The sequence below is a fragment of the Pseudomonas oryzihabitans genome, from assembly GCF_014522265.1.
GTDB lineage: Bacteria > Pseudomonadota > Gammaproteobacteria > Pseudomonadales > Pseudomonadaceae > Chryseomonas > Chryseomonas aestiva.
In genome coordinates this window covers 2,392,377-2,404,293 of sequence record NZ_CP017024.1, presented here as the reverse complement: position 1 = coordinate 2,404,293, position 11,917 = coordinate 2,392,377, and the positions used below count along the sequence as shown (strand labels likewise).

Annotated in this window: 9 protein-coding genes and 2 pseudogenes; 4 read left to right on the top strand and 7 right to left on the bottom strand. The window is 67.0% G+C overall.

Annotation, left to right across the window (positions count from 1 at the left end):
• Positions 1 to 2 precede the first annotated feature (2 nt).
• From BGI51_RS11075 to BGI51_RS11050, 6 genes and pseudogenes are all read right to left on the bottom strand, one after another.
• A complete protein-coding gene (locus BGI51_RS11075; RefSeq protein ID WP_187981157.1) occupies positions 3 to 1,391 on the bottom strand; it encodes an MFS transporter in 1,389 nt (462 codons plus the stop codon).
• Between the two features lie 77 nt (positions 1,392 to 1,468).
• Positions 1,469 to 2,395, bottom strand: a complete 927-nt coding sequence (locus BGI51_RS11070; RefSeq protein WP_187981156.1) for a hydroxymethylglutaryl-CoA lyase — start codon at positions 2,393 to 2,395, stop codon at positions 1,469 to 1,471.
• Positions 2,392 to 3,582: a CaiB/BaiF CoA transferase family protein gene (locus BGI51_RS11065; RefSeq protein WP_133862143.1), complete on the bottom strand. Its 1,191-nt coding sequence runs from the start codon at positions 3,580 to 3,582 to the stop codon at positions 2,392 to 2,394. Before BGI51_RS11065 ends, BGI51_RS11070 begins: the two co-directional genes overlap by 4 nt.
• A 109-nt stretch (positions 3,583 to 3,691) precedes the next feature.
• A pseudogene (locus tag BGI51_RS11060) lies at positions 3,692 to 4,596 on the bottom strand (LysR family transcriptional regulator).
• A 72-nt stretch (positions 4,597 to 4,668) separates the two neighbouring features.
• Positions 4,669 to 5,139: a DUF1348 family protein gene (locus BGI51_RS11055; RefSeq protein WP_133862145.1), complete on the bottom strand. Its 471-nt coding sequence runs from the start codon at positions 5,137 to 5,139 to the stop codon at positions 4,669 to 4,671.
• Positions 5,140 to 5,402: 263 nt separating this feature from the next.
• Positions 5,403 to 6,167 (bottom strand): LuxR family transcriptional regulator, encoded by a 765-nt coding sequence (locus BGI51_RS11050; protein WP_187981155.1) that lies wholly within the window; start codon positions 6,165 to 6,167, stop codon positions 5,403 to 5,405.
• 152 nt (positions 6,168 to 6,319) lie between these two features.
• Between BGI51_RS11050 and BGI51_RS11045 the strand changes: the two genes are divergently transcribed.
• Both BGI51_RS11045 and BGI51_RS11040 read left to right on the top strand, forming a co-directional pair.
• A complete protein-coding gene (locus BGI51_RS11045; protein ID WP_187981154.1) occupies positions 6,320 to 7,702 on the top strand; it encodes an APC family permease in 1,383 nt (460 codons plus the stop codon).
• Positions 7,703 to 7,760: 58 nt separating this feature from the next.
• Positions 7,761 to 8,660, top strand: coding sequence for an acetamidase/formamidase family protein (locus BGI51_RS11040; protein WP_252977270.1), 900 nt, complete (start codon positions 7,761 to 7,763; stop codon positions 8,658 to 8,660).
• On the opposite strand, the pseudogene BGI51_RS11035 reads toward BGI51_RS11040, so the two are convergent.
• A pseudogene (locus BGI51_RS11035) lies at positions 8,626 to 9,542 on the bottom strand (DMT family transporter). The gene BGI51_RS11040 and the pseudogene BGI51_RS11035 sit on opposite strands and share 35 nt — an antisense overlap.
• A gap of 172 nt (positions 9,543 to 9,714) precedes the next feature.
• Between BGI51_RS11035 and BGI51_RS11030 the strand changes: the two are divergent.
• Together BGI51_RS11030 and BGI51_RS11025 are read left to right on the top strand one after the other, a co-directional pair.
• Positions 9,715 to 10,605 (top strand): LysR family transcriptional regulator, encoded by an 891-nt coding sequence (locus tag BGI51_RS11030; RefSeq protein WP_187981153.1) that lies wholly within the window; start codon positions 9,715 to 9,717, stop codon positions 10,603 to 10,605.
• Positions 10,606 to 10,713: 108 nt separating this feature from the next.
• On the top strand, positions 10,714 to 11,847 hold the full coding sequence (locus BGI51_RS11025) for a Fic family protein (protein WP_187981152.1): 1,134 nt from the start codon (positions 10,714 to 10,716) through the stop codon (positions 11,845 to 11,847).
• Positions 11,848 to 11,917: the final 70 nt, after the last annotated feature.

The following is an 11,917-nucleotide window of genomic DNA, read 5'->3' as shown; positions in this document are numbered from 1 at the left end:
CCTCAGGAGTTGAGGGAGCGCTTGTCACCCAGCAGCGCGGCATCCTCGACCGGCGCGGGCTCCGGCTGGCGGGCGCCGATCTTGTCCGAGGTCCGCAGGCTCTGCGGCAGTGCCCAGAACATCAGGCCGGCGGCCAGCAGACTGGTGCAGCCGATGAGATAGAGCGCCGGAGTGGTGCTGCCGGTCATGTCCTTGATGTAGCCCACCATCACCGGACTGACGATGCCACCGAGCTGCCCCAGGGTGTTGATCAGGGCGATACCCCCCGCGGCCCCTGCGCCCGCGCCGGCCAGCAGTTTCGGCGGCAGCGACCAGAAGGTCGGGATGGCGGCGATGATGCCGGCGCCCATCAGGGCCAGCGACAGGATCAGGAAGGTGGTGTGATCGGCGAAGAGTCCCGCGCTGAAGAACCCCAGGGCGCCGGCGATCACCAGACCGCAGACGAACTTGCGCCGCTCGCCGCTGGCGTCCGACAACCGGCCCACCACCACCATGCTGATGGCGCCGAAGACGTAGGGCACGGCGGTCAGCAGGCCGATGAGGGTGGGGCTCTCGGTCCCGGCGCTGCGGATCAGCTGCGGCGCCCAGAAGTTGAGGCCATAGGAGGCGACCTGGATCAGGAAGTAGATCACCGCGAGCAGCAGGAAGCCCGGCAGTCGGATCGCCGCCAGCAGCGAGCCATGGCTGTTGTTTTCATGACGGGCGATGCGGCTGGCCAGAAAGGTCTTCTCGTCAGCGTTGAGCCAGGGCGCATCGGCGATGCGGTCATGCAGCAGGCGCAGTACCAGCACGCCCAGCAGCACGCAGGGGATGCCACCCGCCAGGAACAGCCAGTGCCAGCCGCGAATGCCGAGCAGGCCGTCCATCTGGCCGAGGATCACCCCGGAGACGGGGGCGCCGATCAGCCCGGCGAAGGCCGAGGCGAGGAACAGCGTCGAGGTGATGCGCCCGCGATAGCTCTGCGGAAACCACAGCGTCAGGTAGTAGAGGATCCCCGGCGCGAAGCCGGCTTCCATGGCGCCGATGAGGAAGCGCAGCACATAGAACTGCCATTCGGTGGTGACGAACATCATCAGCGCCGTGGCGATGCCCCAGGAGATCATGATGCGCGCGATCCAGCGCCGAGCGCCGACCTTGTACAGCATCATGTTGCTGGGTACCTCGAACAGCACATAGCCCACCACGAAGAGTCCCGCGCCCAGGCCATAGGCGGTGTTGCTCAGCGACAGGTCGGCCTGCAGCTGGAACTTGGCGAAGCTGATGTTGATGCGATCGAAGAAGGCGAACAGGTAGCAGATCATGATCAGCGGCATGAGCCGCCAGGCGACCTTGCGGACGATGGCCTGTTCGGCGGCCGCCACGGCGGCGGCGGAGGTTGCGGATAAGGGCATAGCGGTCTCCCGGGAGCGGCCAGACTGGCGCTCCTTTGTTGTTGTAGTCAGGGCGAACGAATGAAAGCGGGTGCGGCTCAGCCAGCGGTCGCGGGCGGTGGATGCAGATCGCAATTGCGCCCGGCCTTGGCCACCTGGCCGGGGGTGTCGTGCCCCAGCAGCGCCGGCAGGGTGCGCGACAACTCGATCAGCCGTTGCAGGTCGATGCCGGTGTCCACGCCGATCTCGGCGCAGAGATTCACCAGGTCCTCGGTGCAGATGTTGCCGGAGGCGCCCGGGGCGAAGGGGCAGCCACCGAGGCCACCGAGGGCGGCGTCGAAGCGCCGGGCGCCGGCTTCGTAGGCGGCCAGGACGTTGCTCAGGCCCAGGCCGCGGGTGTTGTGGAAATGCAGGGTGAGGGCGGACGCCGGGATCAGTTCCAGCACCTGGCGGACGATCCGCGCGACCTGTCGCGGATTGGCCATGCCGGTGGTGTCGGCGAGGGTGATGCCGGTCATGCCCAGCGCCAGATAGCGCTGCACCAGCTCGAACACCCAGCCTTCGTCGATGCGCCCTTCGAAGGGGCAACCGAAGGTGGTCGCCACGGTGCCGTTGAGCGAGACCGCCTGCCCCTTGGCCAGCTGCACCACCTCGGCGAAGCTGGCGAGGGATTGCTCGCAACTCATGCGCATGTTGGCGCGATTGTGGGTCTGGCTGGCGGAGAGCACCAGGTTCAGCTCGTCGGCGCCTGCCGCCAGGGCGCGCTGGGCGCCCTTGAGATTGGGCACCAGGGCGACATAGGTCACCCCGGGCCGGCGAGCGATGCCCTGGAACACCGCCTCGCCGTCGCGCAGCATGGGCACCGCCTTGGGCGAGACGAAGGAACCGGCCTCGATCCGCGAGAAACCCAGCGCGGAGAGCCCGTCGATCAGGGCGATCTTGTCGGCGGTTTCCACCCAGCTCGGCTCGATCTGCAAGCCGTCACGGGGCGCGACTTCCTGGACGATCAGGCGTTCGCTACTCATTGCACCACCCCGCCCTTTCTGAGTCGCTGGATATCCGCTTCGCTCAGCCCCAGTTCGGTCAGCAGGCCATCGGTGTGCTCACCGAGGGTCGGACCCTGCCAGTTGACCTGGCCCGGGGTGGCCGACAGCTTGGGTACGATGCCCGGCATCTTCAGGGTAGCGCCGTCGGGCAGGGTGGTGTCCAGCAGCATCTCCCGCGCCTGGTAATGGGGATCGGCGACGATGTCGGCGGCGGAATAGATGCGTCCGGCCGGAACCTCGGCGCCTTCGAGGATCTCCAGCACCTCGTCGATGCCGCGACTGCCGGTCCAGGCGGCGATGGCCTCGTCGATCAGCTCGCAGTGGCGGGCGCGCCCGTCGTTCTGCGCCAGGTCCGGGCGCTCGGCCAGATCGGGTCGGCCGATGGCCTGCATCAGCCGCACATAGATGGGATCGCTGTTGCCGGCGATCACCACGAAACCGCCGTCGCCGGTGGGATAGGTGTTGGACGGGGCGATACCGGGCAAGGCGCCACCGGTACGCTCGCGCACATGGCCGAGCATGGAGTATTCGGGTACCAGGCTTTCCATGACGTTGAACACGCTCTCGACCAGGGAGACGTCGACCACCTGGCCATCGCCCTGGCCGGTCTTGACCCGCAGCACCGACATCAGGGCGCCGATCACCGCGTGCATGGAAGCCAGGGAATCGCCCAGGCTGACCCCGACCCGCGCCGGCGGCACGCCCGGAGTACCGGTGGTGTAGCGGATGCCGCCCATGGCCTCGCCGATGGCACCGAAGCCGGGGCGATCACGATAGGGGCCGGTCTGGCCGTAGCCGGAGATGCGCACCAGGGTGAGCTTGGGATTGAGGGCGTGCAGCACGTCCCAGCCCAGGCCGAGCTTTTCCAGGGCGCCCGGGCGCAGATTCTCGATGAGCACGTCGGCGCCCTCGACCAGCTGTTTGACCAGGGCCACGCCTTCGGCGGAACGCAGATTTAGGGCGAGGGACTTCTTGTTGCGCGACTGCAGGTACCACCAGAGCGAGGTGCCCTCGTGCAGCTTGCGCCACTTGCGCAGGGGATCGCCCTTGTCCAGGGCTTCGATCTTGATCACTTCGGCGCCGAATTCGGCCAGCAGGCGGGCGGCGAAGGGGGCGGCGATGAGCGTGCCGATCTCGATGACACGGAGTCCGGTGAGAGCCGTCATGGCGGGCGAGCCTCTTTGTTATTGGAATGAGGCCGATGCTAGGACAATAGAGCAGCCGGTGGTTAACGTCTTTCGGCAAGGGGTCTTCGCGAATCGCGAAGACCCGGATTCAGACCTCCAGCAGGTGGTCGTAGAGCAGCCGGCTGACCGGCGACAGCGTCTCGACGTCGCGGACCACCAGCGCCAGGCTGCGCTGGGACCAGTCGTCATCCAGCGCCGCGGCGATCAGTCCGAGCGGTCGCCCGATGAGTTCGAAGGCCTGCAGCGGCAGCACGCCCAGCCCGAAACCCGCCTGCACCATGCGGCACACGGCATCGAAGCCGGGTACATGGATGCGCAGGCGCAAGGCCTTGCCGTGACTGCGGGCGGCGGCCTTGGTGCGCAGGTTGATGAAGCTGTCGGCGTGCAGGCCGACGTGGTCATCGTCCAGGGTCTCGGCGAAGGCCAGCCGTGCGCGGGCGGCCAGGCGATGATCGGGACGCATCACCACCACCAGGGTGTCCTGCCGGTAGGGCACGGCCAGCAGGCCGCGGGTGTCGGTGTCCGAGGAGCAGATGCCCAGGTCGGCGGCGCCTTCCAGCACGCCCTTCACCACCCCGGCGCTGGGTCGCTCGTCCAGGCTGATCTTGACCTGGGGATGGCCGACGGTGAAGGCCTGCAGGTCCTCGGGAGGAATTCGATGATGGCGGAGATGTTGGCCATCATCCGCACGTAGCCGCGCACGCCCTGCAGGTGTTCGCCGACGTCGATGCTGATGCGCTCGACGTCGGCAAGGATGCGCTTGGCGTAATGCAGCAGCGTCTCGCCGACCGGGGTAAGGGTGGTGCCCTTGGCGTTGCGCTCGAAGAGTTCGATGTCGAGCGACCGCTCCAGATCATGCAGGCGCTTGCTGGCGGCGGACAGGGCGATCATCTCGCGCTCGGCGGCGCGGGTCAGGGTGCCCTCCTCGTGCACCGCCAGCAGCAGCTGCAGCGAGACCAGGTCGAGGCGGCGGAGCAGGTTGCGGTAGTGCATCGTCTTGCGGTCCTGGCGGCCAGAGGTCCTTGTACAGGACCAGGCCCGCCCGGGCTAGCCGCCCGCCTCCGGTCAGAGACCCAGGTCGCTCAAGCCGGGATGGTCATCCGGCCGCCGCCCCTGGGGCCAGTGAAACAGCCGCTCGGCCGCGGTGATCGGCAGGTCGTTGATGCTGGCGTGACGCTCGGCCATCAGGCCCTGGTCGTCGAAGTGCCAGTTCTCGTTGCCGTAGGCGCGGTACCACTGGCCGTCTTCGTCCCGCCATTCGTAGGCGAAGCGCACGGCGATGCGCGCGCCGTCATGCGCCCAGAGTTCCTTGATCAGCCGGTACTCGTGCTCGCGCTGCCACTTGCGGGTGAGAAAGGCCTCGATGGCGACGCGGCCCTGGAGGAAGTCGGCGCGATTGCGCCAGCGGCTGTCGACGGTGTAGGCCAGGGCCACCTTGGCGGGATCGCGGCTGTTCCAGCCATCTTCGGCGGCGCGGACCTTCTGCTGGGCGGATTCGAGGGTGAACGGCGGGACGGGAGGACGGGCAGCGCTCATGGGACTCTCCTGGGCAGATGAGGCCCCAGTGTCGGGCCGTGGCGGGGGTGGCACAAGGTCGAACGGCCCACGGATCCGGCCAAGTTGCTCAGCGCCTGTTCAACGGCTGCTGCGCGTCGGCCAGACTGCCTTGAAAATGGCCTGGGTCGCCAGCCCGGTCGGAATGCTCATCTACCACTCGTGAACCCGAGCGCGGGTCCGACCCGCTTCCTCAGCCCTTTGCTTCTTGCTTGGCTCTCGCTCGCGAGACATTGAACAGGCTCTCAGACCTCGACCAGGCGATAGTGCAATCCCCGCACCACCGCCTCGACCCGGTTGCGTGCGCCCAGTTTGCGGGCGGCGGAGTTGAGGTGCAGGTTGACCGTGGCGGTAGAGCGGTTGAGGGTCGCGGCGATGCGCTTGGCGGTCAGCCCCTTGGCGGAATATTGCAGGCATTCACGCTCGCGCGGTGTCAGGCGGACCTGGCCGCAGCGCCGTTCGGCGGGCGCGAGCAATTCGTCGGCGCGGGCCTGGAAGGCATGGGCCAGCACCAGGAAGGCGCCCAGGCAGGCTTCGCCGGCGGCCTCGGCGTCCGGGGCCTCGGCATCGAGGATGCCGGTCAGGGTGGCGAAGGCGCCCCCCGGCAGGTGCAGCGGCACGGTCACCCCGGTGGCCAGGCCGCTGTCGCGCACATAGCAGGTGACCGGGCGATGACTGTCACCCAGGTACTCGCGCAGGGCGCTGCGGGTTTCGCTGCGAAACGACCAGACGAAGGGCGCCGCACGCCGACTGGCGCATTGCTGCACCGGGTCGATCTGGTAGTAGCCGCGCTCGCACCAGAAGGCCTGCATGTCCGCCGGGGCGTTGCGTACCTTGAACACCGAGGGGGTGATGAGTACCCCGTCGTGACTGAGGGGCACCGGGGCGTAGTCGTAGATCAGCGCCTTGCAGCCCAGGTGGCCGGCACTGGCCTGGACGGCATCCAGACAGGCGTCAAGCGTGGGCAGCCCGGCGAGGCGGCTGCTGACGGTGAGCAGATCGGCATGCATCTTGGAGCTCCTGCCCTGATGGCGATGGGGAAAGCGAAGCAAAGGCTCTGCCAGTCGCCCCCGGCCTGCTGCAAACCTAGCACTTTTGTGGATGGGGCCAGGCCCCACCCTGGCCTAGAGTCGAGCCTACCCCGCCCCTTCGAGGAAGCCCCATGACTCAGCACGCTCCGTCCGGCGACGCCGCCGACCTCGCTCGCTTCGGCTACACCCAGGAACTCAAGCGCCAGCTCGGGCTGAAGGACCTGCTCATCTACGGCCTGGTGTTCATGGTGCCCATCGCGCCCTTCTCCATCTTTGGCGGGGTGTTCGACGCCAGCCACGGCATGGTGCCCCTCACCTACCTGATCGGCTTCGTCGCCATGCTGTTCACCGCGGTCAGCTACCAGCAGATGTCGCGCGCCTTTCCGGTGGCCGGTTCGGTCTACGCCTACGTCGGTCGCGGCCTGCACCCGGCGCTGGGCTTTCTCGCCGGCTGGGCCATCCTGCTCGACTACCTGCTGGTGCCCACCCTGCTCTATGTGATCGGCGCCAACGCCATGGCCAACGTCATCCCGGTCATTCCCCAGCCGCTGTGGATCGTTTTCTTCGTCGGCCTCAACACCCTGGTCAACCTGCGCGGCATCGAGACCACCGCCCGCGCCAACCGGCTGTTCCTCTACGGCCAGCTGGCGGTGCTGCTGGTGTTCGTGGTGCTGGCCGCGCTGGCCATCAGCCGCGGCGTGAATGGCGCCGAGTGGAGCCTGAAGCCGCTGTACAACCCCCAGGAATTCTCCCTGCCACTGATCTTCAGCGCGCTGTCGGTGGCGGTGCTGTCCTTTCTCGGCTTCGACGCCATCTCCACCCTCTCCGAGGAAACCCGCGGCGGCAGCCGGGTAGTGGGTCGCGCCACGCTGCTGGCCCTGACCCTGGTGGCCGCGCTGTTCATGGTGCAGACCTGGCTGGCCGCCCTGCTGCAACCCAACCTGATCCAGTACCCCGACGCCGATGCCTCGAACAACGCCTTCTACGAGATCGGTCGGTTGATCGCCGGCCCCTGGCTGCAGGTGGTGATCGCCCTGGCGGTGGCCATCGGCGCCGCCATCGCCAACGCCCTGGTGGCCCAGGCCGCCACGTCGCGCCTGCTGTTCGCCATGGCCCGTGATCGCCAGATGCCGCAGTTCCTGCGGCAGATCCATCCCGTGACCCAAGTGCCGCAGCGCGCCATCCTGCTGGTGGCGGCCCTGAGCCTGGTGCTGGGGCTGTTCTTTGTCGGCCAGATCAACCTGCTCGCCTCCATGTGCAACTTCGGTGCGCTGACCGCCTTCCTGCTCCTGCATGTGGCAGTGGCCTGGCATCACCGCGGCGCCGGTCGCCCGCTGCTGCATGCACTGGTCCCGCTGGTCGGTTTCATCATCCTCGCCTATGTGCTGTTCAACGCCGACGTCTACGCCAAGGTCGGCGGCAGCTGCTGGATGGTGCTGGGCCTGGCCGTGCTGGCCTTCCTCAGGCTCAGCGGCCGGACCACGGAATTCAAGGCGAACGACGCCGTCCATTAGGCACAGACCCGCCGCGGAGGCTCCCGATGATCAAGACCCTGCACAGCCAGCACTGCCATTGTGGCTGGGATCACAGCCTCCCCCGGCGCTGGAGGTCGCGCCGGGAGAGACGGTCAGCTTTGCCTGCCGCGACGCGGCAGACGGCCACTTCCACGGCCACTCCAGCGCCGCCGACATCGCCACCCTGCCCTTCGAGCGGGTCAATCCGGTCTGCGGTCCGCTGTGGATCGAGGGTGCCGAGCCGGGCGACGTGCTCAAGGTGACGCTGGACAGTTTCACCCCCAGCGGCTTTGGCTGGACCGCCAACATTCCCGGCTTCGGCCTGCTCGCCGACCAGTTTCCGGACCCGGTGCTGCAGCTCTGGCATTACGACCGCAGCGGTCAGATGCCGGCCGCCTTCGGCGAGCTGGCGCGGGTCCCGCTCAAGCCCTTCGCCGGCACCCTGGGGGTGGCGCCCGCGGCGCCGGGTCTGCACTCGGTGGTGCCGCCGCGACGGGTGGGCGGCAATCTGGATATCCGCGACCTGGCCGCCGGCACCAGCCTCTACCTGCCGGTGGAGGTCGCCGGGGCGCTGTTTTCCATTGGCGACACCCATGCCGCCCAAGGCGATGGCGAGGTCTGCGGCACCGCCATCGAGAGCGCCATGGCGGTCACCGCCACCTTCGAGCTGATCAAGGGGCGACCGCTGGCCATGCCCCGCTTCAGCACCCCGGGGCCGGTCACCCGACACCTCGACGGCGCCGGTTACGAGGTCTTCACCGGTGTCGGACCCGACCTGCTGGCCGCGGCGCGGATGGCCGTCAGCGGCGCCATCGACTGGCTCGGGCAGACCCGCAACCTGCCGGCGGAGCAGGCCTATCTGCTCTGCTCGGTCTGCGGCGATCTGCGCATCAGCGAGATCGTCGACGTGCCCAACTGGGTGGTCAGCTTCTATTTTCCGCGGATCGTGTTCGAATAGCCGGGGCCGAACGGTCTGGCGTCCGCCGCGGCAACGTCCCCCACAGCGAGGCGATGACGATCAGCAGGCCGCCCAGCCAGCCCCAGAGGCCCAGGCGTTCGTCCAGCCAGAAGCTGGCGAACAGCGCGCCGAACAGCGGCTCGGCGCCCATCAGCAGGGCGACGCGGGTGGCGCTGGTGCGGCCCAGGGCAAAGTTCTGGGCGAGAAAGGCGCCCAGGGTGCAGAACAGCACCAGGTAGCCGGTGGCGAGCCAGAAGCCCGCTTGCATGGGCAGCGGTGCCAGGCCCGGGCCCAGGGCGAACAGCAGCAGACAGGCCAGGCCCACCACCCCGGTCTGCACGGCGGTCAGCGCCAGGGCCGGCACCGGGGCACTGGCCTGCTGCAGACGCCGACGCACCACGCAGACATTGACCGCGCGCAATACGGCCGCCAGCAGGATCAGGCCGTCACCCAGGTTGAAGCTCAGGGTCACCCCACGGGTCAGCAGCCCGGCGCCCGCCACCGCCAGCCCCGCGGCGCCCAGGGCGCGGGCCTCGGGGCGCTGACCGAGCAGCCACCACTCGGCGAAGGGCGTCAGGGCCACGCAGAGGCTGATGAGAAAGGCGGCGTTGCTGGCGCTGGTCAGGGCCACGCCATAGGTCTCGGCGAGAAAGATCGCCAATAGCAGCAGCCCGGTCGGCACCCCGGGTCGCCAGGCCCGCCGGCCCTCGCCCTTCAGGGTTGGCAGTAGCAGCGCCGCGGTGAGACAGAAGCGCAGCGCCAGGTAGCCGAGCACCGGATAGAGCATCACGGCGTCCTTGACCACGGCGTAGCTGGTCCCCAGACCAGGGCGGTAGCGAGCAGCAGGCCTTCGGCGAGACCGAAGGTGGGGCGTTGCGACATGACAGCTTCTCCCTGAATCAGGCCGCCAGTGTGCCCGCCCCTGACCAGCACGATAAGCCCGCCAGCGTGCATAGCTCTTGTTCCCCGGGGAAGCAATGGCAGCCTTTCCAGCCCTATTGCTTCTGGCGGACTTCGGCATGGATCTCCTGCGCGCCCTCCCCTGCTGCCCTGCATGGTCGCCTTCGCCAAGGTGGTGGAGACCGGCAGCTTCACCGCGGCCGCCCGGCTGATGGACGCCACACCCTCGGCGGTCAGTCGTCAGGTCGCGCGGCTGGAACGGGAGCTGGGGGTGCGTCTGCTGCAGCGCACCACCCGCCAATTGCGGCTGAGCGAAGCCGGCCGCGAGGTACTCGGCCACTGCCGTCAGCTGCTGGCCGCCGCCGGTGCGGCGCTGGACAGTGGCCTGCAGCACAGCGAGGAACCGCGCGGGCAGGTACGACTGGCGGTGCCCAAGGCGGTCGGCTACCGGCTGATCGCCCCTTTGCTGCCGGAATTCTTCCAGCGCTATCCGCAGGTGGATCTGCAACTGCGCCTGGACGATCGCCCGCTGGATCCTATCGCCGACGACCAGGATCTGCTGGTGCGCATCACCGAGCAGCCACCCGCCGGCTTCGTCGCCCGGCCACTGCGCGAGATGGACTTCGTGCTCTGCGCCAGCCCGGCCTATCTGCAGCGCCGCGGCACGCCGCAGCAGCCCCAGGCGCTGGCGGAGCACGATTGCCTCTACCTCGGCGAAACCCCGGGCGACCAGCGCTGGCAACTGCGCCGTGGCGACCGGGTGGAAAGCGTAACGGTGCGCGGCCGCCTGGCCTGCAACCACAGCGGCGTGCGCCTGGAGGCGACCCTCGCCGATCTGGGCATCGCCTGCCTGCCGGCCTTCGCCGCCGAAGCCGGCCTGGCCGCCGGCAGTCTGCGGCGGGTGCTGCCCGACTGGCAATACCTCGGCCCCTACCAGGGCACCGCCTGGCTGCTCTATCCGCCGGATCGCCAGTTGCCAGCGGCGGTCAGGGTGCTGGTGGATTTCCTGCTGGAGCGGCTGTCCAGCTCTAGAGCAGGCCGATAGCAGTCCCTTCAGATACCCCTACTCAACCCGTTCATTTTGCTTTGCAATAGGATTCTTCCTACTCCCTGGTACAGCCAGGCCCCCAATCGCCATGAGGATCCTCGCAGGATGCAAGTCGAACAGTTCGTGTCCGGCCATTGGCTGCAGCAGTATCAATACAAGAGCTTTTCCCCTGCTCCGATCAACTGCGAATGGCAATGGCTGGATCCTCAACTCAATACCCTTCTGGAGCGAGCCTCTCGGTCACTGGCGGAATTGAATGCACTTTCCCTGATGGTGCCGGACGTGGATCTTTTCATCCGCATGCACATTGCCAAGGAAGCCAATACCTCCAGTCGTATCGAAGGGACCCAAACGCAGATGGACGAAGCCATCATGCGTCGGGAACAAGTGGCGCCCGAAAAGCGCGACGACTGGCAGGAAGTGCAGAACTACATCGAGGCCATCAACACTGCAGTATCCGACCTGGAGCATTTGCCGCTATCCATTCGCCTGCTCAAACAGACCCATGCAGTGTTGATGCAGGGCGTACGCGGCGCGCACAAGCTACCTGGCGAATTTCGCAGCTCGCAAAACTGGATTGGCGGCAGCAACCTGAACAACGCTGTCTTCGTGCCCCCTCATCCCGATCAGGTCGCTGAGCTGATGGGTGATCTGGAGAAGTTCTGGCACAACGAGCAGATCCTGGTACCCGATCTCATACGTATTGCACTGAGCCACTACCAGTTCGAGACTATCCACCCTTTCCTAGACGGCAACGGTCGAATCGGTCGCTTGCTGATCACGCTCTACCTGGTAGACAAAGGCTTGCTGCATAAGCCCGCGTTGTACCTGTCCGACTTCTTCGAACGCAATCGTGGTGCCTACTATGACGCCTTGACGGTGGTCCGCAGCTCCAACGACCTACTCCATTGGCTACGTTTCTTTCTGACAGCCGTTGCCGAGACCGCCACCAGCAGCAAGAACACCTTCATGGAAATCATGGCGTTACGCCAGGGTGTCGAGCATCAAATCCTCGCCCTGGGTGGCCGTGCGGAAAATGCCAAGCGTCTACTGCTGTATCTGTACCAGCGCCCCATGCTCAGTGTGAACGAAGCAGCCGAGCATCTGGGCGTTACCCACCAGAGCGCTAATATTCTGATTCGTAAGCTCGAAGAGCTAGGCGTACTGGTCGAGACAACAGGCTATGGACGCAATCGCCTGTTCCTCTTCGAGCGCTATTTCCGCCTGTTCATGCGCTGATGTCCTGCTCTTACATATGCGTCCCCATATGTAAGAGCAGAGGTTTTTTCTTACATATGGGAATGCCTAT

Excerpts from the sequence above, each read along its gene's own strand:
- BGI51_RS11055 (WP_133862145.1), bottom strand. The coding sequence starts at position 5,139 with ATGAGCGCTGCCCGTCCTCCCGTCCCGCCGTTCACCCTCGAATCCGCC.
- BGI51_RS11065 (WP_133862143.1), bottom strand. The coding sequence starts at position 3,582 with ATGACGGCTCTCACCGGACTCCGTGTCATCGAGATCGGCACGCTCATC.
- BGI51_RS11075 (WP_187981157.1), bottom strand. The coding sequence starts at position 1,391 with ATGCCCTTATCCGCAACCTCCGCCGCCGCCGTGGCGGCCGCCGAACAG.
- BGI51_RS11050 (WP_187981155.1), bottom strand. The coding sequence starts at position 6,167 with ATGCATGCCGATCTGCTCACCGTCAGCAGCCGCCTCGCCGGGCTGCCC.
- BGI51_RS11030 (WP_187981153.1), top strand. The coding sequence starts at position 9,715 with ATGGTCGCCTTCGCCAAGGTGGTGGAGACCGGCAGCTTCACCGCGGCC.
- BGI51_RS11045 (WP_187981154.1), top strand. The coding sequence starts at position 6,320 with ATGACTCAGCACGCTCCGTCCGGCGACGCCGCCGACCTCGCTCGCTTC.
- BGI51_RS11070 (WP_187981156.1), bottom strand. The coding sequence starts at position 2,395 with ATGAGTAGCGAACGCCTGATCGTCCAGGAAGTCGCGCCCCGTGACGGC.
- BGI51_RS11025 (WP_187981152.1), top strand. The coding sequence starts at position 10,714 with ATGCAAGTCGAACAGTTCGTGTCCGGCCATTGGCTGCAGCAGTATCAA.